Origin of the sequence: Pseudomonas sp. SMN11, from assembly GCF_052041945.1 — a bacterium.
Classification (GTDB): domain Bacteria; phylum Pseudomonadota; class Gammaproteobacteria; order Pseudomonadales; family Pseudomonadaceae; genus Aquipseudomonas.
Map to the genome: position 1 here is coordinate 18,394 of NZ_JBKGGW010000009.1, position 24,088 is coordinate 42,481.

Annotated in this window: 16 protein-coding genes; 4 read left to right on the forward strand and 12 right to left on the reverse strand. The window is 62.9% G+C overall.

Annotated elements, in window-relative coordinates; all coding sequences use genetic code 11:
• Positions 1 to 56: 56 nt before the first annotated feature.
• Positions 57 to 962 carry a LysR family transcriptional regulator gene (locus tag ACLEJU_RS10805; protein ID WP_103447619.1) on the reverse strand — a complete coding sequence of 302 codons (906 nt, stop codon included), beginning with the start codon at positions 960 to 962 and terminating at the stop codon, positions 57 to 59.
• A 177-nt stretch (positions 963 to 1,139) separates the two neighbouring features.
• Positions 1,140 to 1,604 (reverse strand): hypothetical protein, encoded by a 465-nt coding sequence (locus ACLEJU_RS10810; protein ID WP_435422296.1) that lies wholly within the window; start codon positions 1,602 to 1,604, stop codon positions 1,140 to 1,142.
• A gap of 215 nt (positions 1,605 to 1,819) precedes the next feature.
• On the opposite strand from ACLEJU_RS10810, the gene ACLEJU_RS10815 reads away from it, so the two are divergent.
• Positions 1,820 to 2,206 (forward strand): VOC family protein, encoded by a 387-nt coding sequence (locus tag ACLEJU_RS10815; protein WP_435422295.1) that lies wholly within the window; start codon positions 1,820 to 1,822, stop codon positions 2,204 to 2,206.
• 75 nt (positions 2,207 to 2,281) lie between these two features.
• Positions 2,282 to 2,851 carry a hypothetical protein gene (locus ACLEJU_RS10820; RefSeq protein WP_435422294.1) on the forward strand — a complete coding sequence of 190 codons (570 nt, stop codon included), beginning with the start codon at positions 2,282 to 2,284 and terminating at the stop codon, positions 2,849 to 2,851.
• A 98-nt stretch (positions 2,852 to 2,949) separates the two neighbouring features.
• Here the strand turns inward: ACLEJU_RS10820 and ACLEJU_RS10825 are convergent, their stop codons facing one another.
• The 4 genes from ACLEJU_RS10825 to ACLEJU_RS10840 form a co-directional block, all read right to left on the reverse strand.
• Positions 2,950 to 4,623, reverse strand: a complete 1,674-nt coding sequence (locus ACLEJU_RS10825) for an MFS transporter (RefSeq protein ID WP_435422293.1) — start codon at positions 4,621 to 4,623, stop codon at positions 2,950 to 2,952.
• Between the two features lie 189 nt (positions 4,624 to 4,812).
• Positions 4,813 to 5,592, reverse strand: a complete 780-nt coding sequence (locus tag ACLEJU_RS10830; RefSeq protein ID WP_435422292.1) for an alpha/beta fold hydrolase — start codon at positions 5,590 to 5,592, stop codon at positions 4,813 to 4,815.
• Positions 5,589 to 6,008 carry a VOC family protein gene (locus tag ACLEJU_RS10835; RefSeq protein WP_435422291.1) on the reverse strand — a complete coding sequence of 140 codons (420 nt, stop codon included), beginning with the start codon at positions 6,006 to 6,008 and terminating at the stop codon, positions 5,589 to 5,591. Before ACLEJU_RS10835 ends, ACLEJU_RS10830 begins: the two co-directional genes overlap by 4 nt.
• Positions 6,009 to 6,084: 76 nt before the next feature.
• Positions 6,085 to 7,008, reverse strand: coding sequence for an alpha/beta fold hydrolase (locus tag ACLEJU_RS10840; RefSeq protein WP_435422290.1), 924 nt, complete (start codon positions 7,006 to 7,008; stop codon positions 6,085 to 6,087).
• A gap of 207 nt (positions 7,009 to 7,215) precedes the next feature.
• Here ACLEJU_RS10840 and ACLEJU_RS10845 point away from each other — a divergent pair, with 207 nt between their 5' ends.
• Positions 7,216 to 11,943, forward strand: a complete 4,728-nt coding sequence (locus ACLEJU_RS10845; protein ID WP_435422289.1) for a dermonecrotic toxin domain-containing protein — start codon at positions 7,216 to 7,218, stop codon at positions 11,941 to 11,943.
• Between the two features lie 7 nt (positions 11,944 to 11,950).
• Here the strand turns inward: ACLEJU_RS10845 and ACLEJU_RS10850 are convergent, their stop codons facing one another.
• Positions 11,951 to 14,395 carry a UvrD-helicase domain-containing protein gene (locus tag ACLEJU_RS10850; protein WP_435422288.1) on the reverse strand — a complete coding sequence of 815 codons (2,445 nt, stop codon included), beginning with the start codon at positions 14,393 to 14,395 and terminating at the stop codon, positions 11,951 to 11,953.
• Positions 14,396 to 14,570: 175 nt separating this feature from the next.
• Here ACLEJU_RS10850 and ACLEJU_RS10855 point away from each other — a divergent pair, with 175 nt between their 5' ends.
• Positions 14,571 to 15,269, forward strand: coding sequence for a pirin family protein (locus tag ACLEJU_RS10855; protein ID WP_435422287.1), 699 nt, complete (start codon positions 14,571 to 14,573; stop codon positions 15,267 to 15,269).
• A 120-nt stretch (positions 15,270 to 15,389) separates the two neighbouring features.
• Here the strand turns inward: ACLEJU_RS10855 and pgm are convergent, their stop codons facing one another.
• The 5 genes from pgm to ACLEJU_RS10880 all read right to left on the reverse strand — a co-directional run bounded on the left by pgm (position 15,390) and on the right by ACLEJU_RS10880 (position 23,788).
• Positions 15,390 to 17,027 carry a phosphoglucomutase (alpha-D-glucose-1,6-bisphosphate-dependent) gene (pgm, locus tag ACLEJU_RS10860; protein WP_435422286.1) on the reverse strand — a complete coding sequence of 546 codons (1,638 nt, stop codon included), beginning with the start codon at positions 17,025 to 17,027 and terminating at the stop codon, positions 15,390 to 15,392.
• 86 nt (positions 17,028 to 17,113) lie between these two features.
• Complete coding sequence (locus ACLEJU_RS10865) at positions 17,114 to 19,375, reverse strand: ATP-dependent DNA helicase (RefSeq protein WP_435422285.1); 2,262 nt, start codon at positions 19,373 to 19,375, stop codon at positions 17,114 to 17,116.
• On the reverse strand, positions 19,372 to 21,021 hold the full coding sequence (locus ACLEJU_RS10870) for a VRR-NUC domain-containing protein (RefSeq protein ID WP_435422284.1): 1,650 nt from the start codon (positions 21,019 to 21,021) through the stop codon (positions 19,372 to 19,374). The genes ACLEJU_RS10865 and ACLEJU_RS10870 overlap by 4 nt, the downstream gene beginning before the upstream one ends.
• 72 nt (positions 21,022 to 21,093) lie before the next feature.
• Positions 21,094 to 22,416: a GntR family transcriptional regulator gene (locus ACLEJU_RS10875; RefSeq protein ID WP_435422283.1), complete on the reverse strand. Its 1,323-nt coding sequence runs from the start codon at positions 22,414 to 22,416 to the stop codon at positions 21,094 to 21,096.
• Positions 22,406 to 23,788: a hypothetical protein gene (locus ACLEJU_RS10880; protein ID WP_435422282.1), complete on the reverse strand. Its 1,383-nt coding sequence runs from the start codon at positions 23,786 to 23,788 to the stop codon at positions 22,406 to 22,408. The genes ACLEJU_RS10875 and ACLEJU_RS10880 overlap by 11 nt, the downstream gene beginning before the upstream one ends.
• Between the last annotated feature and the right edge of the window lie 300 nt (positions 23,789 to 24,088).

Genomic DNA, 24,088 nt, shown 5'->3' on the forward strand with positions numbered 1-24,088 from the left:
ATTTCCTGTAGGAGCGGCCTTGTGTCGCGAAAGGGCCGCGAAGCGGCCCCAAGGTCTCAGAACTTGGCCAACTCTTCGCGGCAGAACTCGACGAACAACTGCGCAGGTTTAGTCAGTTGCACCCGCTTCAGATGCGCCGCCGCCAACCCCGACAACGCTACCGGCTCGGCGATGTCGATCATCACCAGCTTCTGCCCGTCATAAGTGCATTCCGAATGCGGCCGGGTCACCAGCAGCGAAAACCCGAAGCCCTGCCCCACCATCCCGCGCACCATCTCGATCGACGGCGAACTGAAGACGATGTTCGGCGTCAGGCCCATTTCATTGAACAGGCTGACGAAGTAGGTCCGGCTAGGGGCCACGTCCAGCAGGATCATCGGCTCCGGGCACAGGTCGCGCAGCGACACCTGCGCCTGGCCGGCGAAGCGGTGCTTCTCGGGCAGCAGCACGTATGGCTTCTGTGGCGGCATCAAAGGTTCGGCTTCAATGGTGCCGTCCAGGTCGTGGTCATACAGAAACGCCAGGTCGAAGGTGCCCGCAGTCAGGCCCTGGATCAGGTCTTGTTGCTCGCCGTCGCGCAGGCGGATGTCCACGCCCGGATAGCGTTCGCGAAAGCCGGCGATCAGCCGCGGCAGGTACAGCGGCGCCACGGTCTCAAAGCAACCGATATCGATCTGACCGGCCACTGTGTCGTTGTCGGCCAGGGCGTTCTGCTCGAACTCGTGGGCCATCTGCAACAACGACTTGGTCTTGGCGTAGAAACGCTTGCCACTTGGCGTCAACGAGACGCCCTGGGCGTGATGGCGGATGAACAGCTGCACACCAAAGCTTTCCTCCAGGCTCTTGATCGCCGTGGAGATCGACGGCTGGGCGATGTACAGCTGCCGCGAGGCTTCGGCAACGCTGCCGGCCTCGACGGTGGTGACGAAGTATTTGAGTTGTCGCAGGGTATAGGAAGCCACAGGCACCTCGTTGGCGCCGTTCGCGGGCGCCTTGGAATTTTCCTGCCACTTTACCTTGTGGCCTGATTCAGCGGGCTGCTGGGTGATGAAGGATTTGCCTAAGGCTTGAACATACTTTTTGTGTTACCAGCGCCGGCCGGACATTGGTACTAAGCTGTCAGTGCCCCGCACCTGCCGTCAGGGACGTTGCCAGCTAACACCGGCATGATCGCTATCCGTGTTTTCTGCCTGAACGAAGCTGCCATGCTGCGGGGGTATGTTCTGGTCCGTGTAAGCAAGGGCTTGCTGAGTGAAGACCTGCTTCTGATTGTCGAAGGTCAGATCATGCCTTGCGACATTTCCGCCCCAATCTTCGGAGGGCAGTGACAGGTAACTGATCTTGTAGACCGAGTCGGTCGACTGCCCCACGATCACGTATACACCATAGTGATCTTCGCCAGGCGACACGATCTTGTAGATACCATTGTCGTAGTAGTAGATGCTCGCCAGCTCGAACGGCTTTTCGCTGTACATCACCTCGTATTTCAAATGATGAACCATGGTAGGGGAGCCAACAGGGACCTTGATCGGCTCAGCAGTGGCTGCTTGGGTGATCGCCGGAATGCTGATGGCAGCAGCAACGAGCATGGATTTGAACGTCATGTCTGTTCCTCTTACGCGTGTTAAGGAACCACACGATAGTTGCATACGCAGGGGGGAAAAGTTGGTTTGACGCAGTTAGGGAGCAGCCTTACACGAATAAACGAAAGGTATTACAAATTTGACGCAGCGTAGAGGCGCCTCAATGCTCAAGGCTGGTGAAACAGACGAAAGCGTCTTTACTGGTAGGTAACGACCCACAGGTACGGTGTGCGCCTATGAAGATCGTTGTCACCAGCATCCTCGTCGACGACCAGGCCAAGGCCCTGGCGTTCTACCATTACGTACTGGGCTTCGAGCCCAAGCATGACATCCCCATGGGCCAGCATCGCTGGCTGACGCTGACCTCACCCAATGACCCGAATGGTGTCGAGCTACTGTTGGAGCCCGATGCGCACCCGGCAGCCAAGGTCTACAAGCAAGCGCTGAAGCAGGACGGCATTCCGGCCACCTCGTTCGGCGTGCGCGATATCCAGGCTGAGTACACCCGGCTGTGCAAAGCCGGCGTGAAGTTCACCAAGGAGCCCACCAACCTGGGCCCGGTCACGGTCGCGGTGTTCGACGACACCTGCGGCAACCTGATCCAGATCGCCCAGAAACACTGAGGCCTACCCATGGCAGCTCAAGCTGCCATTGGCTACATTGCAGCTGTATCCCGTGCGCCACAACAAGGAAAACAGATGCGCCACGAATTCAGCGAAGTGCTCAACGACCTGGTCGACTATTTCCTGCTGGGCGATATCCAGCTGCTCGACCGTTTCAAACACGAAAACCACCTGTCCGACGACCTGGCCCGCGAGTTCACCAGCAATGACAGCGGCGACAGGGCCGTGGCCGAAGGCGTGGTGGTGCCGCTGGCGGGGGTCGACAACCTGCCCTATCACATTCTGTTCACCCTCGATGGCCATACACCGGCCCTGCTTGAACCCGGTAGCCGCCTCAAGCACCGGCGCAATGGCTATGTGCTGCAGGTCGAGAACCGTGCGGTGATGCTTTACACCTGGCGCATCCTGCAGCATTTCACCAACAAGACGTTGGGTGACCTGATAGCCCGCTATCAAGTGCCGGGGCGGCCGATGATCGAGCTGGACAATGGCTGGTATGACGTCGAGGTGCTGGCGGGGGCAGTGATCAGGGATGGGTTGTACGAACCGGCGTTCGAGTTCGTGCTGAAGAAACGCTGGAACCGGGGTGAAGCCAAAGGGGTCGATACTGGCTATGCCTTCAGCCTGCGCGGCTATTTCGATTGATCTGTGCTTGTGCCGGGCTCTTCGCGGCTAACACCGCTCCTACAGGACCTACGCCGTACCTGAAGGAGCGGCTTCAGCCGCGAAGAGGACGGTGCTGCCTAACTGATATCCCGGTCCTTGGTCTCGGGCAGGAAGAAGATCCCCAGCACCGCCGTCATCACCGCTATCACGATCGGATACCACAGCCCGTAGTAGATATCCCCGGTCGCCGCCACCATGGCGAACGCCACCGTCGGCAGGAAACCACCGAACCAGCCGTTGCCGATGTGGTACGGCAGCGACATCGAGGTGTAGCGGATGCGCGCCGGGAACAGTTCAACCAGCCACGCGGCGATCGGCCCGTAGACCATAGTCACGTAGATCACCAACAGGGTTAGCAGCAACAGCACCATTGGGTAGTGGATCTTCGCCGGGTCGGCCTTTTCCGGATAACCCGCTTCCTTCAAGGCGCCGCTCATGGTTGCGGTGAAGGCGTCGCTCTGGGTCTTCAGGTCGGCCGCCGCCAGGCTGCTACCGTCGAAGCTCGGAATCACCCGTTCACCGATACGGATCTGCGCCACGCTGCCAGGCTCGGCCGCCTGGTTGGTGTAGGGAATCGCGCGCTTGGCCAGCAGGCTCTTGGCAATGTCGCATGAGCTGGTGAATCTGGCCTTGCCCACCGGGTCGAACTGGAACGCGCACTGCCCGGGGTCGGCGACCACCACCACCGGGTTCTGCTCCTGGGCGACGAACACGTCTGGGTTGCCGTACTCCGTCAACGCCTTGAAGATCGGGAAGTAGGTCAGCGCGGCGATGATGCAGCCAGCCATGATGATCTTCTTGCGGCCGATGCGGTCCGACAGGCTGCCGAAGAAGATGAAGAACGGCGTGCCGATCAGCAAGGAACCGGCGATCAGCAGGTTGGCGGTCTGCGGGTCGATCTTGAGCATCTGCAGCAAGAAGAACAGCGCATAGAACTGCCCGGTGTACCACACCACCGCCTGCCCGGCAGTGCCGCCGAGCAACGACATGATCACCACCTTGAGGTTGTCCCAGCGGGCGAACGACTCGGTCAGCGGCGCCTTGCACGCCTTGCCCTCGGCTTTCATCTTCAGGAACACCGGCGACTCGTTGAGCTGCATGCGAATGTATACCGAAATCGCCAGCAGCAGGATCGACAGCAGGAACGGCACGCGCCAGCCCCAGGCCTCGAACACCTCGGTGCCCATGACGGTGCGGCAAGCCAGGATCACCAGCAGCGAAAGGAACAGGCCAAGCGTGGCGGTGGTCTGGATCCACGCCGTGAAGAAGCCGCGCCGGCCTTTGGGCGCGTGCTCGGCCACATAGGTGGCCGCCCCGCCATACTCGCCGCCCAGGGCAAGCCCCTGGAGCAGGCGCAGGGTGATCAGGATGATCGGTGCCGCCACGCCAATCGCCGCGTAACTGGGTAACAGCCCCACCACCGCGGTGGACAGGCCCATGATGACGATGGTGATGAGGAAGGTGTGCTTGCGCCCGATCATGTCGCCCAGGCGGCCGAACACGATGGCGCCGAACGGCCGCACGGCAAAGCCGGCGGCAAAGGCCAGCAAGGCGAAGATGAATGAGGTTGTTTCATTGACGCCGGCGAAGAAGTGCTTGGCGATGATCGCTGCCAGCGAACCGTACAGGTAGAAGTCGTACCATTCGAACACGGTGCCCAGCGAGGAGGCAAAGATAACCTTGCGCTCCTCCTTGGTGATGCCCCGTTGGGGCGCGCTACTGCCCGTGGAAGCGCTGTCGAGAACCGCCATGGGTTGCCTCCGTCTTGTTGTTATCGCAGGCCGGAGTACCTCACACCCATTTCACCGTCGCACCCAGGCCCCAGGGCTAGCATTGGTTGCGCGAAGCACGACGAGGTCAGCTGCCTCGGATCGCAGCAAGGTAACTGAAGCATAATCGGCTTTTCCGCAATATCCACTTGCCAGCATCGCCAGATGCCATCACCCCAGAAACTGCCGCACCTCGGCCAGGACCACCTCGGCCCGTTCCCGGTGCGGAACATGCCCGCAGCCAGGCAACAGGCACATCGCGCTCGGCCCGGCAGCCAGCGTGGCAAAGCGCCGGGGGTGCGCTGGCGAACCGAATTCGTCCTGGTCACCATGCAGGCTGAGCAGCGGGCAATGCACCTGCGCCAGCAGCGCATCCAGGTTCCAGTCGGCGAAGGCATCATCCAGCCAGGTGTCCACCCAGGCGCGCAGCACCCATTCGGCCTTGTCGCCGTGATAACGCGCCAAGCGCTCCAGTTGCCCGGGTGCGGCGAACTGCTGATCGGCCTGGCGGATACCCTGCAAGGTCAAGTCCTCGACAAAGGCCTGGGCCGATTCGATGATGAGGCCTCGACAATGCGTATCATGGGTGGCTGCGCAGCCAACGGCCATGCCGCCGCCGACGCTGTGGCCAAAGACGATGAAGTCGCCGATGCCCAGCTGCCGCCGCAACGCCGCAAAGCCCTGCTCCGCCTCGGCCTCGACAAAGCCGCGACGCAACCGGCCTGGATGCGCGTCGGAGCGGCCGAAGCCCAGTCGGTCATAGGCAATCACCCGCTGACCGGTCGCCGCTGCCAGCTGTTCGGGGAAGTCACGCCACAAGGCAACGCAGCCCAGCGAATCATGCAACAGGATGATCGGTACGCCTTGGGCGTTCAGCGGGCGCCAGTCCTGGGCAAACAGCTTGCCGTCAGGCATATCGATCCAGTGCTCGAGCACCTCGACCTGCGTCATGCTGCCCCCTCGACCGGGCCCTTGAGTTCGACCTGGTTGCCATCGGGGTCGAAGCAGTACAGCGACAGCCCTTCACCTTCGGCGCCATAGCGTTTTTCGGCCGGATCGACCGCCACCCCGGCCGCCTGCAGGTACGCCGTCAGGGCCTGTTCATCGAAAGGTTCGATGCGCAGGCAGAAGTGGTGCAGGTTGCGCCCTTCTGCCCCCGGCGCCGCACCACCGGGCCGGCCCAGCGGGCCATCGAGCGTTACCAGATCAATCATTGCCGTGCCGGTCGCCAGGTGGACCATGCCCAGATCCGGGCGCTCACGGCTGACCGTGCAACCCAGCAGGTCACGGTAGAAGGCCACGCTGCGTGGCAGGTCGGTGACCCGCAGCACGAGGTGGTCGATGTGCTTGATGGTGAACGGTCGCATGCCAGATCTCCTTGTGGCGAGTGCCCGTGAACGTTCGCCACCATAGCCCAGGATCCGGCCCCCTGACCATCACCCCCTATTCATTCACCAGACGCTGTAACAGGCCGCCTTCATGCCGAGCGAGGATGCGCAGGATCTGATCGACCAGTGCCCGGTCCGGCGTCTCGAGGTGGAAATGATGCCCACCGGGGTGCCAGGACACCTTGGCATGGCTTGGCAATGCCGCCTGACGCTGTTCGAAACCCGTACCGGTGAATGCGCCTTGTCTGCCGAACATCAGGTACAGCGGGCAGCGGATTTCCCGCAGCAGGTCGCACGCCTCACGTTCGGTCAGCGGCATGGGCTCGGGCAGCACCAGCCGTGGGTCGTGACGCCAACAGTAACCGTCGGCCAGTTGCAGCAGATCGCGCAGGGCCAGTAGCCGGGCGGCCTCTTCGCTCAATTCGCCGTCCAGGCGCTTGCGCCGTTGTTCGAGAGCGCTGTCCAGGTTGTCGAACCGGCTGCCATCGGGTTCGCCAAAACCTTGCTGGCTGCGCTGGACCATTTTTTTCAGCCGATAGGCACGCGCCAGGTGCTGCACGCGATCGTCCTCGGCGACGGTGAAAGGCGCACCGATGCCATCGAGGAAGATCATGCTGGCGATACCGCTGGTCATGGCGGCCAGCAGCGAGGCGATGCCGGTGCCCATGCCATGGGCAAGCACATGAAACTGTGACAGGCCCAGGCTGTCGGTGACGGCCAGCATGTCCTCGGCATGTTCCCAGAGGTAGTAGCCACTGTCGTGGCGACGGTGATCGGAACGGCCGTGACCGACCAGATCAGGGGCTACCACGAAGCAGCCCTCCAACAGCGGCCCCAGACGCTCGAACGAGGCGGCATTGTCCAGCCAACCATGCAAGGCCAGCACGGGGATGCCATCTTCAGGCCCCCAGGTCCTTACCGCAATTTCAATACCTTCGAGGTCCAGCAGGTGATCCTTGGGACTGCACAGCGAATGCATCCGAGTTCTCCCTATCAGAATGCCAGCACCTGGGCCAGTGCCACCTTCACGTCATGCCTTGCCTCACCTTCCCGCACTCGCCCCGCAGCCGTTGGCCTGCTACCGACCCTTGCATGCACAGAACCGACCCTGCGCAGCCATATGTACCGCCTCGCGCGCGAATGAATAGCTTCGACTCTTGCCTCCATAAGACGGAGCGCCAGCAGCATGAACTACGCACCCACTCCCTACCATCAGGTCCAGATCACCCGCAGCCTGCCCGCCTGGGTCAGAACCCTGCATCCCGACCATACCCGTCGCATCGTGCACACCGTGCGAAAAGACTACCTGGACGAAAACGGCTCGCCCTACAGCTGGTACGCCGCAGCAGCGCCCGAGCAGCAACAGCTTCTGAAGCAATTCATGGCCTATCGCGATACCCAGGTGAAGGCACTGCATGCCGCGCTCGGCAACTTCAAGGGAATCAGCGAATTCTGCAAGCCTTTGCTCGAGGCTCGGCTGAACCCGGCAACCGACGTAGAGAAAGCCCAATACGTTCATCAGCCTTTCGAGGTCATCAGCCCCTGGATAAATCCACCCGGGTTCGAATTCTCCCAGCCGCCTGTGCAGGAGCCCGAGCCCACCACGACTCGCCCGGTTGGCGCGGCACAGAAGCGCTCGCTGCTGGAGGCAGCACTGCACAATTTCGAAGGCCTTGACGAAGTCGGCCCCTACGATGCCTTGACGCAGAGCGCTCATACCGACGAAACCCTCCGGGGCCTCGAGCCCGAAGGGTTCGTGCGCCTGTGCCGCAAGCTGGATCTCGGCCAGCAGTATCAGGACCACCTTCACGCCATTTACCAAGGCGCGAATCAGGCCGAGATCGGAAGGCTATGGATGCAGGCCACCAGGCAGGCATTGAAGGTCCAGGCCTTGATCGCATCACTCAAGGGGCTCTTGTCGCGCCCTGGTCGCAATGCACTTGTCCAGTTGTGCAACAACGTGAGCGTTCCACTCTACGGCGAAGCACCACTGCGCTGCTGGCGCTTCAGCCTGTTCGGCATCCCGATTCATGACGTGCTTCTGATCGGGCCTGACCAGGACGACGAGAACAACCCTTGCATCCTCTATATTCCCAACGATACCGAGCACCCGGTCAGGGAATATGCCTCTTTGCACGCAGCGGGAGCACACTTTCGACAAAGGTTGCTGCACAGCAGTTTCCGTCAACAATTGATCGGATTCGCTTACAAGCGCCAGCAGCCAGAACTCAGCCGCAGGCTGGAAAGCGCGCTGTTCACGGTTACCGACACGAGTACCCGCAAACCACGCGAAGCCAGCAACATCCACTGGGCCAGAACGCTACTGGCGTCAGCCCCCTGGCCAGTGCTGTACCAAAGCCATACCGAGCGCCTCAAGCAGGACGCCCGAACGATTGCCGTCCCCACTGCCGATGCCGATGCGAAGGCCCGCGCCGAGCAGCTGCAGCACTGGCTCGATGCAGGCATGAACGCGCTCAATGTGGCCGCATTCTTCATACCGGGGCTGGATGCGGTGATGCTGGCGGTATTTGCCTACGACATCATGGATTCCGTTTTCACCGGTTTCGCCGCCTGGGAGGACGGAGATACCCTCGAAGCCTTGGGCCAACTGCAATCACTGGCGATCAATGTCGCCGTGCTCGCCGGTTTCGCCGTCGGTGCCAAAGCCCTGAAGGCCTCTGGGTTCGTCGATAGCCTGGAAAGCGTCTGGCATGATGACAGGCAGGTACTATGGCATGCCGACATGCGCGGCTACGCCAGTACGAAGAAACTGCCCGAGCAACTGCAAGCCGACCCTCAAGGACTCTACCGTACCCCAAGCGGCATCTACTTGCGCCTGGAGGGCCGGCTTCATGAAGTGTTCGAGGACAGCCAAGGCCAATGGCGAGTCCGCCACCCCGACGCAGTGAATGCCTACTCGCCAAAATTGCATCACAACGGCCGGAGTGGCTGGCGACTGGCTCATGAACAACCCCTGCACTGGGAAGATAGCCAACTGATGCGGCGACTCACCTTCAACGACAGCCTGGCCGATGCCGATCTGGATGCTGCCAGGCGCAGCACCGGCGTCGACGCGCGCCTGCTGCGCCAGGTGCACCTGGGCAATGAACGTCCTCCTGCTCGGTTGGTAGAGCTGATACAGCGACTGGCAATCGACGACGAAACGCTCGATATCATCCGCAGGGTTCGTCAACATGAGCCACTGGCGGCCTACAAGAACTACGCCTTGCCTGAGCTGCTGCAACTCAAGGGCTGGCCTGAAGATCACGTGCTCAAGGTGTACGAGGGCGCAGAGCCCTTCGGTACACACACGCGACTGGGTGGCGACTGGAGGCCCGGCCAGGTGGAGATCGAGATCACCCTGAGCGATCTGGAAAACGGTGAGCTTTGCCAAATCATCGTCGATCAGCTGGACAGTGGCGTCGTACACGCCTTGATGGGTGATACACCCGTATCCGAACAGTCTTCGAAACTGGCCAACCTGCTCGGCGACCAGTTGCAAGGCAAGCACCAGGCTATCTTCGACAGCCTTCGCGCGAGCAGCCGCGTACCTCAGTCCGTTCAAGCGCAAACGCTGAGTCGGCAATTCCCAGGTTTGCCGGACGCAGTGCTGCAGGATCTTCTAGCAGCGACCAACCTGCAGGAGCAACAACACCTGGCGATGAAACGGGTGCCCCTGCGTATCGGCGAGCAGGCGCGAATAGAGCAGGCACGGGCGCGCCTGGATCGTGCCTTGCTGGGGCTCTATCGCAAAAGCCTAAGCACTGCCGACAGCCTGACGCTGGAGGCAGCGTTAGGGGCCGAGCATCCGGGCACAAGCCGGGCGCAACTGTTCGATATTGCTGTCAGTGACCGTGCCCGCGCCGCCATGCTGCTAGGCCAACGACCGATCAAGCCTCGCTTAGTGCCCCCGTCGCATCTGGCAGATGGTGGTCTGGGTTACCCCCTGAGTGGCAGGGGCATGGCCATCGAGGAGCGGCGGCTACAACGCCTGTATCCAGCCCTTGACCCCATCCAGCGACGCAACATGCTGAATGACCTGCGCACGCATGGCAATGTCGGCGAGCAGATTACTGCGCTGGAAAAGCAGCAGCAGATTCTGGCTGACCACTTGCAGGCATGGGTGGCGCAAGCAACGCCTGAAGAGCAACCGTCGCGCAACCAGCTGCGCGAAGTGCTCAATCGTGTGTGGCGCCGTGACTATGTCGACCGTTTTACCCTGGAGCACATGCACATTCCGGCCCTGCCTTCTCTTCCCGTGCGCATGGACCACATCATTCGCCTGGATATCGATGCGATTGGCCTGAAGGAAATACCTGAAGATTTCCTGCGCAGTTTCCCAAAGCTGCAACAGCTCAGCATTCGCAACAATTCGTTGCTGCGGACCAGCTCGCTGTTCAGGGCACTGCCTGATGCCCATGAGCTGGGCGGCCTGAGTCTCACCAACTGCGGAATTACGCAGCTGACGTTCAGCGAACGCGAAACACTTGCCTCTCTCCCGGCGCTGCGTGCCCTTGACTTGCATGACAATCCGATGGAAATGCTGCCCGGCCTGGAGCGTTTCACTCGACTGGAGCGGCTCAACCTGAGTGACTGCCAGCTGTACGCCTGGCCAGATGGGCTGACAGCACTGATGGAAAACCCGCACGCTGCACTGCACAACCTGGACTTGAGCGGCAACGCTATCACCGAAGTACCAGAGCTGGCCCGTGTACTCGCAAGCCCCTTCGTGGCGGCACTCGAGCGCGCCGACAACCCGGCCCGCTGGAGTATTCTGCGAAACCCGCTGCCATCGGAGCCCAGCTTGCAACTCGCCAATCGGCGGGTGCAGGTAGAGTTCAATCTGTGGCTGCTCGATGCCAGCGACGCACGCCGCAGCATCTGGGATCAACTGTTCGTTGAAATCGCCCATCCCGAGTTGCAAGACATCGTCGAGCGCTTGGCCGAAGTGCACGCCATGGATATCGACGTTGACGTCTGGCCTCTGCTTGAGTTGATAAGCGATGTTCGCAGCAGAGCAATCGCTTTGCACCACCCGGATCTGCTTCCCCACCTGACCGAACGCCTGGAGCGGGTGGCGCAGGAATTCGCAAACGCTGAAAGCAACGCCCTGGCCGATGCCTTGAGCACGCTGCAGGTGGAGGTGAGCATCCTCTCGGAGGTGGTAACGACACCGCCTCACCCGGGAAGAATGTTCAATACGATGCGCGGCTTGTATGCCCGCGAAAGCGTGAACGGGTTTGCCCGCATCATCCATCAGGGGCGGGTAACCAGCCGGGCACAACTGCGGCAGGCCCTGGATCAGGATCCAAGCCTGAACGTTGCGCAACTGCAGTTGCCGTGGCTCGACCCACTGGACGACTTGCCACCCGACCAGGTTCTCGGTGACGATTCCGACCTGGAAGAAATACGCCTGAGGCTTCGTGAAGAGCTGGCCGGTCTTCTCGGTTTCCCCGAGCCTGGTCCTTTACAATGGTTCTACACAGAGGCCCCACTGTCAGCAGCCACGATCTACAACGTCGAGCAGCGGGTCTTCAACCTGGAAGCGGATGCCAATGCGCGGCGCACCTGGATCGCCCAGCACCCCGACTGGCAAATCTATTTGCGCACCCACTTTGCCGAACGCTTCGAGGCCCTGAACGAGCGCTGGGTGGAAGTCATTACCTATCTGGAAGGCCTGCAACACGCAGCGGCAAGAGCAGACCACGGACTGCCCGGCGAAGTGCTCGCCGGGGTAATCGACCTGCTTGGCCAGGTGCTAGCCACCACCCCCGTGGACGCCAACGGGCAGTTGCAGCCTGTGACGCTAAACGAGGGCCAGTACCTGGAGGCCAGCAACCTGATCCCCGCCAGGTTGCAGCAGGAGCAAACGGCCTTGATCGAGCAGTTGACCGCCGAGGCCGACCCGAACTGACCCCACCCTACTGCCCGCGCAGGTCGTCGAAAAAGGCCTGACGCCCATCGACCTGCGCCGACGCGCGAGGTGCCCCCGCCACCTCGCCGTTGGCGCTCTCGACATGCCAGTAACAGTGCCTGACGGCGCGTGTCACTGCCACATAGGCCAGGCGCTGTACCTCTTCCTTCTGTGCCGTGTCGAACGGCTGGACATCACCTGCCTTGCCCAGTCCGGCCTGGCGGTACACCTGGTTCTTGTACGGCGAACTGGTCAGGTACTGGCAATCGCCGAGCATGAACACCGCATCGGCCTGCAGCCCTTTGGCGCTGTGGTAGGTCAGCTGGCGCAAGCGCCGTTGCTCGACGGGCAACTGCGCTTCGGCGTGCAGAACGCCTTGCAGGTGCTCGCTCATCAGGGCTTTGTCGCTGCCCTTGCGGTACAGCATCATCACAGATTCACCACGCTGGTAATGCTCGATCAGTGTCTCGCCCAGCGCCGCCTCGTCACGGTCGAAGACCCGCACCGGGGATGCTGGCAGCTCGGCAGCCGGCCCGCTAGCCCGCGCCTTCTTGCCGGTAATGGCCGGCGTCCCTTTGACCAGGTGCTCGGCAGCGTCGATGACCTGCTGCTGGCAGCGGTAATTGTCGACCAGCATCACCCGGGTATTGGCCGGTGACGGGAAGGCCTTGGTGAATTCCATGAAGTACTTCGGCGAACTGCCGCGCCAGCCGTAGATCGACTGCCAGTCGTCGCCCACGCACATCAGCGAAGAATGCTGGGCATTACGCCCGGCATGCATGGCCGGGCCACGGCGGCGGATTTCCGCGAGGCTGGCGCGCAGCCAGCTGACGATCTGCGGCGAGACGTCCTGGAACTCGTCGATCATCAGGTGGGCCAACGGCCTGAGCAACGGGTCTGGCAGCAGCTGCAGGTTCTCCGGGTTGTTCTCGCCGAACAGGGCGAACATGCGGTTGTAGCTCATCACTGGTGGCGACTGGTCGAGCAGGTGCGCCTCCAGGGCTTTCCAATACAGGGCCAACGCTTCGAAGAACAGTGCGTCGGGGTCGCCGGAAGGGAAACTCATGGCTGCAACGGCCGGGTTCACCTCAAGGCCGAGGTTCTCGATGAAGTTGGCGGCGCCGACGAAGGCGTCGAGCAGCGGCGCCGGGGCCAGTTCGCCCTTGACCTTGTACTCGAACCCGGGCCCGGCCACGGCATCGCCAGCCAGCGATGCCGCCAGGCGCCGGGCCATGGCGTAGTTGTCGAGCCAGATCAGCGGCTTGTCGCAGAACGCCTTCAACAAGGTGCGCTTGACCGCCCACTCGGCCCGCACCGCCAGTTTGGCGCCAGGGCGTTGGTACTGGGCACTCTCCGCCGGGTCGAAGCCCAGCACCACCCAGGCATCAAGGCCTTCCAGGCGCCCGTGCACATGGAAGCGGCTGCCACGGATCTCGACCGTTTCGCGGCAGGGCTCGATCCCCTTGATCGGCCAGGCGCCAGCGGCAAACCACAGGTCCTCGATCACGTCGCACAGCTCTTCGTCACGCTGGGCGGCCAGCTGGGTGACTTGTACCCGTTTCTGCACATCCGGGTGGTCCGGGTCCAGTGGCTTGAGCTGCAGGGCCTCGCGGCGCAAGGTGGCGACGATCTCGGCGAAGCGCGGGCTGTCGCCGAGCAACTGGCTGTAGCACTGGTTGAGCTGTTGGCGCTGGGCATCGTTAAGGCGCAGGTCGAACGGGTTACTCTCGGCTTCTGCCTCACGGCCAGCCGGCATCTCGTTGCCCAGGGTCTCGAACGCGCGCACCTGGCTGAAGCCCGGCAGGCTGCGCACCAGCGGCAGGATCCGTGAATGGAAGGTGCGTACCAGCTCGCGGGCCTTGGCCGGTTGCAGGTCGAGCTGCCACAGGGCGAACACCTGCACCAGGCGCTTGATGAAATCCTTGCGCGACTCGCGGGTGAAGGTGACCACGGTCATCGCATCCAGCTCGTAGCCCAGGTAATGACGCAGCAACAGGATGCGCAGCACCAGCGAGGTCGACTTGCCCGCCCCGGCGCCGGCTACCACGCAAGTGGACGGTGTGTCGCTGAAGATCAGCTTCCACTGTGCCGCGCTGGGCTGAGCCTCGGCGGGCAGGCGCTGGGCAACGTCGGCCTTGAAGCGCTTTTTCAGTTCGGCGCTCAACGGCAGGCGCCAATCGTCGAACAGGTTGTCGTCCTGCCTGGGCACGGCGGCGGTGTCAGGGCGCGCGTCGCGGATCACCAGCACCTGGCGCCCGGCCTCGTAACCAAGAGACCAGGAGTCGCGGTGCTGCGCCTGCAGGCGGTTCAAGCCACGGCCCAGCAGGCGTGCGGCCAAGCGGCGCAACCAAGGCAGCTGGGCGGGAGGGGTCAGTTCGGCGGGGGCCTGGGGTTGCTCGTGGGCCACGGTCACTCCGTTGAAAAGCAAATCAGCGGGCCATGTTCGCCGCATCTGCCGAAAATCGCCAGCGAATGCTTGCAGATCAGTGGATTAGGCGATGAATCACATAATCTACATCGTGACTATCAATCTATTTATATGATGATAATCAGCCGATATTTACGCTTATTTTCGATCTATTTTAGGCGCATCATGGCTCCATTCCACTGATTCAAGGAGCACGATCATGCTGCAACTGCGACCGTTCGAAGGCCTCGGCCACGCCAACCACGGCTGGCTCGACGCCCACCACCACTTCTCGTTTGCCGAATACTACGACCCGGCGCGCATGCACTGGGGCAACCTGCGGGTCTGGAACGATGACCTGATCGCCGCAGGCAGCGGTTTCCCGCCGCACCCGCACCGCGACATGGAAATCATCACTTATGTGCGTGAAGGCGCCATTACCCATCAGGACAGCCTGGGCAACAAAGGCCGCACCGAAGCTGGCGACGTGCAGGTGATGAGTGCCGGTAGCGGCATCGTGCACAGCGAGTACAACCTGGAAGAGGTCGATACCCGCATCTTCCAGATCTGGATCGTGCCGGAGAGGGTTGGCGATGCACCGTCGTGGGGGACCCGCCCGTTCCCTAAAGGTGAGCGCGGCGAAGGCTTCGTGACCCTGGCCAGTGGCCGTGCCGGTGATGAGGACAGCCTGCAGATCCGTACCGATGCACGGCTGGTGGCTGCGACGCTGCGGGCTGGCGAAACCGCGGAATACCGCTTCGATGCTGGGCGCCGGGGTTACCTGGTGCCGGCCAAGGGGCTGGTGGAGGTCAATGGGCTGCGTGCCAAAGGCCGGGATGGCGTGGCGATCGAGCAGGAGGAGGTGCTGCGGGTGACCGCGATCGAGGAGAGCGAAATCGTTCTGGTCGATGTGGCATGAGTGAACGGGGCTGCTTCGCAGCCCTTTCGCGACACAAGGCCGCTCCTACAGGGGACATGCGATCGCCTGTAGGAGCGGCCTTGTGTCGCGAAAGGGCCGCAAAGCGGCCCCAGCGATCAATCAGGCAATCGCCGCATCCACCAGCACCTGCGCCTCTTCCACCAGGCGCTTAAGGTGCGCCTCGTCGACGAAGCTCTCGGCGTAGATCTTGTAGATGTCTTCCGTCCCCGAAGGCCGCGCGGCAAACCAGCCATTGGCCGTCATCACCTTCAAGCCACCAATCGCCTGGCCATTGCCCGGCGCCTGGCTGAGGATTTGCACGATCGGCTCACCGGCCAACTCGGTCGACTTCACCTGCTCCGGGGCCAGCTTGCTCAGAGCCGCCTTCTGCCGGGCATCAGCCTTGGCCTCGACACGGGTGGCGAACGGCTTGCCCAGCGCCGCGGTCAGGTCATTGTAGGCCTGGCTCGGGTTGCGCCCGGTACGGGCAGTCATCTCGGCCGCCAGCAACGCCGGAATCAGGCCATCCTTGTCGGTGGCCCAGACCGTGCCGTCCTTGCGCAGGAACGAGGCACCTGCACTCTCTTCACCGCCGAAACCGAGCGTGCCATCGAACAGGCCCTGGGCGAAGAACTTGAAGCCCACCGGCACTTCATACAGCTCACGGCCCAGGCGATCGGTAACGCGGTCGATCAGGCCGCTGGAAACCACGGTCTTGCCCACTGCGGCGTCGCTGCGCCATTGCGGACGGTGGCGATACAGGTAATCGATGGCCACGGCCAGATAGTTGTTCGGCTGCAGCAGGCCATCGGCGGTGACGATGCCGTGGCGGTCATGGTCCGGGTCACAGGCGAAGGCCACGTCGAAGCGCTCGCGCAGGCCGATCAGGCCCTGCATGGCGTATGGCGAGGATGGGTCCATGCGGATCTGGCCATCCCAGTCCACGCACATGAAGCGGAAGGTCGGGTCGACCTCGGTGTTCACCACTTCCAGGTTCAGCTGGTAGCGCTCGGCAATCGCCGACCAGTAGCGCACCCCTGCCCCGCCCAGCGGATCGACGCCCAGGCGCAGGTTGGCGCCACGAATGACGTCGAAATCGATGACGTTTTCCAGGTCAGCCACGTAGTGGGTCACGTAGTCATGGCGGTGGGTGGTGGCGGCTTGTAGCGCCTGGGCATGCTCCATGCGCTTGACCCCGGCAAGGTTCGCAGCCAGCAGTTCGTTGGCCTTGGCCTCGATCCACTTGGTCACATCGCTGTCGGCCGGGCCGCCATTGGGCGGGTTGTATTTGAAACCACCGCTCTGTGGCGGGTTGTGCGACGGGGTAATGACGATGCCATCCGCCAGGCCCTGGCTGCGGCCACGGTTGTAGCAGAGGATGGCATGGGATACCGCCGGCGTCGGGGTATATTCGTCGTCCTTGGACAGCATCACCTGCACGCCATTGGCGGCCAGCACTTCCAGCGCACTGGCCGCAGCCGGTGCGGACAGCGCGTGGGTGTCGGCGCCAATGAACAACGGGCCGTCGATGCCTTTTTCCTGGCGGTACAGGCAGATGGCCTGGGTGATCGCCAGCACATGGTGCTCGTTGAAGCTCAGGTCGAACGAGCTGCCCCGGTGCCCCGAGGTGCCGAAGGCCACGCGCTGGGCCGCCACGGCGGCGTCGGGGCGGCCGGTGTAGTAGGCGGTGAGCAGGCGGGGAATATCGACCAGCACGCTGGCCGGAGCCGGCTTGCCTGCCAAAGGACTGAGCATCATGCAAAAACCTCGAGTTCAACGGATGTTGGTGTTGGAACACGCAGTGTACTGGGAGTTGCAATGCCGTGCGATGGGGCTGCCGAGGATTATTTAACGGCCACCTGCCACCATGCCGGGAACATCTGCTGTACCCGCTGCTCGGCGAAACGCTCGTCGATCAGCACCAGCACGCCGCGGTCCTGATCGCCACGAATGACCCGCCCAGCGGCCTGGATGACCTTGCGCACGCCGGGGTACAGGTAGGCGTAGTCGAAGCCGGCGCCAAACTGCTGGCCCAGCCGCTGCTTGAACTGTTCGTTGACCGGGTTGACCTGGGGCAGGCCGAGAGTGGCGACAAATGCCCCGATCAGGCGCGTGCCAGGCAAGTCGACGCCCTCGCCGAACGCACCGCCGAGCACGGCAAAGCCCACCCCTTGCCCGTCTGCCACGAAGCGATCGAGAAAGGCCTGGCGCGCGCTTTCGTCCATGCCCGGCGCCTGGGCCCACAGCGGGATGCCGGGATGATGCTCGGCGAGCAGGCTCGCCACCTGCTGCAGGTATTCGAAGCTGCTGAAGAACGCCAGATAGTTACCTGGCTGGCGTTGGTACTGCTCGGCAATCAGCGCGGTGATGGGCGCCAGTGAAGCCTGGCGTTGGCGATAGCGGGTCGAAACCTGACTGGCAATGCGCACCTCAAGCTGCTCGGCACGAAACGGCGCCGCCACTTCCAGCCAAGCGGTATCAGCCGGCATGCCAAGCAGGTCGGAGTAAAAAGGCCTCGGGCTCAAGGTGGCGGAAAACAGCGTCACACTGCGCGCTGCGTGCATGCGCGGGGCAAGCAGCCGGGCCGGGGTGACATTGCGCAGGCACAGACTGCCCAGGCGCCGCTTGCGCGGGCCTTTGCGCAGGCTGACGTCGAACAGGAAATGCTCGTCGAACAGTTCAGCTATGCGGCTGAACTGCAGCGCCTGGTAGAAGAACTGCAGCACCTGGGCATCGACCTCGGCTGGTGATTCATTCATGCGCTCCTGGATCAATCCGATGCATTGCTGCAGGGCACGCAGGAAGGCCTCCGGCAACTGATCACTGGCCTGATACGGCGCGTGCTGGTCCTTGTACAGCGCGTTCCACTGCCGGTTCAGCCGATCCAGGGCACTGCCGAGCCCTTGCGGCTTGCTCTGGCGCAAGGCAAGCAACTGGCCCTGGTCGAGGCTGGCGCTGTACATGCTGCGGCCGCGCTCGACCAGGTTGTGCGCCTCGTCCACCAGCACCGCGACCCGCCACTGGTGGAGCTGGGTCAGGCTGAACAGCATGGCGTGGGCGTCGAAATAGTAGTTGTAGTCGGCCACCAGCACGTCCACCCAGCGGGCCATTTCCTGGCCGAGGTAGTACGGGCAGACCTGGTGCGCCAGCGCCACCTCGCGCAAGCCGGCGCGGTCGAGCATGGGCCGCAAGGCCGCCGCCTCCCGTGCAGCGGGCAAGCGGTCGTAGAAACCTTGGGCCAACGGGCAGGACTCGCCGTGGCAGGCTTTGTCCGGGTACTCGCAGGCCTTGTCGCGGGCGATCAGTTCAAGGGTGCGCAAGGCCGGCTGCGGCGAGCCCGCGTTGATCTGGCCCAGCGCGTCCAGTGCGAGCGCCCGGCCCGGCGTCTTGGCCGTGAGAAAAAACACCTTGTCCAATTGCTGCGGAACCATGGCTTTGAGCAGCGGGAACAAGGTGCCGAGGGTCTTGCCGATGCCAGTGCTGGCCTGGGCCATCAGGCAGCGCCCGGTACTGACCGCCTTGTACAAGGTTTCAGCCAGTTGCCGCTGCCCCTTGCGAAACTCCGGGTAAGGAAAGCCCAGGGCCTGCAAGCCTTGGTCGCGCTCGGCAAGGCGCTGTTGCTGGGCCTGGGCCCAGGCGAGAAACCGCTGGCACTGCGTTTCAAAGAAGCCCTGCAATTCATCGGCACGATAGTGCTCGCTGATCAACGTCTGGCTGTCGTTGTCGACATCCTGGTAGACCAACCCCACTTCGATATCCGGCAGCTGCCGCGCCTCGCACAGCAGCCAGGCATAGACCTTGGCCTGGGCCCAATGCAGCTGGCGATGATTGGCCGGCTGGCGTGCCAGGTCGCCGCGGTAGGTCTTGATCTCTTCCAGGCGATTGGCGGCCGGGTCATAGCCATCAGCACGCCCGCGCACCAGCAAGCCCTGATACTCGCCCTCAAGCGCGACTTCCACTTCATAGCCTGCGGCGCGCCGGGCGACCACCCGGCGGTGCCCTTCGATGCCTTCCTGCGCCGTGGGTGACGGGGTGAAGCGCAAGTCCAGGTCACCGACCTTGGCGCTGAACTCGCACAACGCGCGCACCGCCACACGGTAGCTCACGGTGACTCGCTCCAGCGTACATGGCAGACCGCCACCGGCAAGCCATGCTCGGCGCAGAACTCCAGCCAACGCAGCTGGTTGTCCTGCAGGCGGTCACCCGGGCCCTTGACCTCGACCATCCGGTAGCGCTGCTGCTCCGGCCAGAACTGGATCAGGTCCGGCATGCCCGCACGGTTGCTGCGGATATCCTGCAACAGGCGCAAGAAGCACTGTTTCAAGTGCTCGGCAGGCAGGCACGCCAGCGCCTGATCGAGCAACGCTTCGCTGAGCATGGGCCAGAACACGAACGGCGATTGCAGGCCTTGCTTGGCCACATAGCAGTCGAGGATGGCCTGACGATGGGAGCCCTCGTCCAGGCGGCCCAGGCAGGCCGCGAACGGTTCCGCACGCCGTTGCTGGAAATCGCTGTCATGCAAGTCCTGAGGCGCCGCCTGGAACGGGTTGAAGAAGGCACCTGGAACCGGTGCGAAGATTGCGTCCCAGCACAGCAGACCGAACAGGCTGTTGAACAGGGTGTTTTCCACGTAATGCGCCTGCCCTCCCGCTTGCGCAAGGTATCGGCGCACGGCCTCCTCGACACCCAGCGCTGCCTGCTCGCGCGGCAACTCCAGTTCGATCAGCTCCAGGGCGGGAGTGCGCCGGCGGCGCTGTACAGGCCCGCCGAGCTTGCGTGCCAGCCGCGGCAACATGCGTTCCAGGGCTTGCACTTCCAGGGCGTTGACCGGTGCACCCGCCAGCTCCAGGGCCAATGCGTGGGCCTGCTGCCAACGCTCGCTGCGCTCGTATACGCGCACCTGGCGGATGCGCGCTTGCGCATGGCTGCTACGGGCATAAACCGCCAGGGCCTGGTCCCAGTCACCCAGGCGCTCGCACTGCTGGCCAACGGCGAACAGCAGCCGCCCATGGCGCCGGGCGAGCCATGGGTTGTCGATACTCTGGCCTGCCAATGTCGCCAGGATCGAAGCAGGGTCCTCACCCAGTTCCAGGCGCTCGGCACACTGGTGCAGCAGCATGGCCTGCTCGACCTCGCTGCGCTGTTGCAGGGCACGTGAGTCGGGGCTGAACGGTACCTGCTCGAAACGCAGCAGGCCCATGTCAGCCAGCACGAAGTCCGACCAGTCCTGGTACAGGTTGCCGAAAAACAACAGGCGCATGCGATCGCACAGAGGCTGCAAACACCATTGCACGATACCCACCGGGGCCTGGACGAACCACTCACGCAAGGGCCTGGGGACCAGCGCCAGCGGCCGCAATTGTTCCAACAGGTCACCCTTGGCTGCCCGCGGACGGCTCAACTGCCCCGCGAAACCGAGGGCAAGCTCATCCTTGCGCAACAGTGCGAACAGCTGCTCAAGGCTCAGGGCCTCGGGCTCGCGCACCCAACCCAATGCCAACAGGGGTTGCAGGGCCGCCATGCTGTCACCGATTTCGGCATAGTCCAGGCGGTCACAGCGAAATAGCTCACCTTTGCGCATCACCATGCGCACCATCAGCGCCTGAGCGGGCTGCGCCAGCTCGGCAAAGGCCTGGAGAAAGGCCAGCTCCTGCTCATCGAGCAGGTCGGCGTAACGTGACTCGACCCACAGCAGCACCTGGCGGAAGTTATGCAGGTAATACAGCGGGTCATCGACGGAGTGGGCGATCACAGGACAGGGTCGGGCAAAAAGAGTGAGCACTGTTTATACATACAGACAGAGCACCCAGGCAAGCACCAGGGTTCATTCCGCCGACCTACCGACGAATGGTGCCGAACACCAGGTCCCCTGCCAGGTTTCCAACGCCTCGACCAGTGCCTCGGGCTGTTCGCCCAGCCACGTCAGCGCCAGATGCTGACGGTAACGGCCGTGCAAACTGAATTGCTCACCCGCCAGCACTTGCAATGCCGAGCCCGCCGTCGCCGCCATGGCGTGTGTGCCCTCCATCGCCAGTGACAGGCGCACCCACAAGGCGCACCCGCCATCAGGCATGTCGAAGTCCACCTGGCTGCCCATGACCGTACGCAAATGCTGGCCAAATTGCTCCATGCGCCGTTGCAGCGCCAAGCGTATCCGGCCTAGCTGCTCATCGAGCTCGCCGGTCGCGATCATCTGCGCCAGCGCCTGCTGCCGCATCGGCGCAAGCTGGAAGGCGCGCTGGGCAAACGCTTCCGGCAAGGCCGGGTGGCCCCCCAGCACGTAGGCATAAGGTGCCTCGGCCCCCACTGAGAACTCGAGCGAACCCAGCACCAGCAACCAGCGCGGGTCAACGCAATCGCGCAAGCGCCTCGTTGGCATGGCAAAGCACAACTCGCTGTCCAGATCGTTCTCCAGCAACCAGACCGGATGCAGTGCCAGCAGATCACCGAGTTGCTGCTGAACTCGCTGGGGCATCAGGCGCCCCACGGGCATACCCAGGCACGATGGCATGATGACCATGCGCACCGGTTCACATCCCAGCAACCTTGAAAGACTGGCGATATCCAGGCTGCCGCAGCTTTGCAGCGGTACCTCGATGACCCGCATGTCGAAGCGTTGCAGCGTGCGCAGAATCCGCCAGCAGCACGGCGAAGCGACCAGCACGGTAGCGCCTCGCAGCGCCAGTGCCAGCAGCAGGGTTTCCAGTACGGCCTGCACATCCGGGCCCAGGTGCACATCTTCCGGCCTCCAGAACTGACGGGAAGACCGCGTGTAGCGCTCTGCCAAGGCATCACGCAGGCGTGGCCCGCCCAGCATGCGCGTTGGCCGCCCACGCAGCCGCCCCAGGCGCCGCTCATGGGCGCACAGTACGCGCTCCAGCTGCGGCTGCGCCGGCAGCGCATGGGCCGCGTCGACCTGGCCTGCCTGGATACAGGCCTGGGCGAAGTAGCCGGACTTTGGTACCGACCGTACACGTCCTTCGTGCTCGAGCAGGTTGTAGGCGGCCTGCACCGTGGCCAGCGAAACACGCAGGCGCCTGGACAAGGCTCTCAACGAGGGCAAGCGTGGCTGCCCGCCCCGCTCCGCCTCGTCGATCAACGCAACCAGATAGCGGTACACCACCTGATAGGCGAACTCACGGCCCATCGGGGTGATGCCTTCGTGCCGACGTGCGCGGGGCGGCCTTGCGCTTCAGCAAACGCAGTTGCACATCCCGTCGCGCCAGCTTGGTCAGCAAGTGCCCCATTCCAGGCCCCAGCCGCCCCTTGTAGACCATGCGCAGCTGCGCAAGCGTCAGGCCGCTGGTGTTCACTATCCAGTCCTTGACCGCGTCAGGGCAGCTTTTGCCTTGCAGGGCGCGATGCAGGTAAGGTAATGCGACCAGCATGTCGGCATGCCGGGATTGCAGAAAATGCTCCAGCCCAGCCCCCTGATCGACAAACGGCCGGTACAGCATGCAGGCAAGCTGCGTCTGTTCGAGGCCGTATGCCTTGGCCAGACGAGCCTGATGTGGCTGCGCTTCAGCGTTCGGGCTGACCAGGCGCAATGCCTGCCTGGGTGCGACAGGCGCCTTGCAGCGAATTGCCAGTTCATGCAACTGCGCCAGCGCCAGCGGGTCAACAAACGCCGACATCGACGTGGCGTGCCGCACCGGCTCGGAGCGGCCTCCCAGCACCTGGTCCAGTTCGCCCTCACCGAGCAGTTGCGCAAGCAGATCGTCGATCACGATCACCCGCAGCGGTAACGCTCTCGACGGTGCGCTGCACGGTTTGGCGAGTGCCCCGCCCGTAAAGCCGGCGGCGGCATGCAGCTGGCCCAGGCAGTTGGCCATGCTTTCAACACATTGATGCAGCGCGTCCGGGCCTGGCAGACCTGCCTGGCGCAGGCTTCGGCGGGCCCAGGCGGCAAAGCGCCGGCGCTGGCCAGCAGGCATGGCAGTGACAAGCGCATCGGCGCTCGGGTAGGAGGTCAGCGCCAGGCGAATGGCGTCGGCCAGCTCCAGGTGCGTGCGACTGCCCAGCAGTGCATCCGGGCGCGCATCGACGAGGTGGCCGAACAGGAGCAAGGCTTCACGAGCCAACGGCCAACCCCGAGTCGTGGCGTCGGCCCGACGGCAGAAAGGTAGCACAGCTGCCCCATCGATCATTTCCAGTTGCACTCGCGGGTCGTCATGCATGAACAAGGCGTTGAAGTGGCATTCGTGCTGCTCCAGTTGCGCGCCGCTGGCTGCCGGCAAACAACTCACCAGCACCCGAAGCTTGAACGTTACCGAAGCCCGCAAGGCGATGCTCAGCTGGGCTGCACGCAATATCGCCAGCAGCCGGGCACTACGGCGATCGGCCCCCTGCACCACCAGCAACCTGAAAGTACCGATATATTCCGGCCCACCGGCGGCCACCAGCAAACGCTGGATCAGCAGTTGCAGCGAAACACGTTGTTCCTTGGACATATGGCTCAACAGGCGCTCCAGCACCTGTTGGTAGATAAAGTGCATAGCCTGGTCGTGAACAATACTCACGGCGTCACCTCACAACTTCATTCGCCGCACAAACGGGCCGCCTATGAACGAGTGCAGCGAATTTAACTTTAAGAAATTTCCTACAGTAAAACGGGAATCTTTGAAGTTGAGAAAATCTGTCGCCATGCCATTGAAAAATAGGGCCCCTTTTCCACCGCACGCTCCTTACGCCAAGTATCATTGCGCCATTATCGAGCCTTGAAAAAGGATTAAAAGATACAGATGCCGACTAAAAAACCATTCAGAAATCAGAAAACACACATTATGCAGACAACAGGAAAATGCCTTATAGAAAAGGAC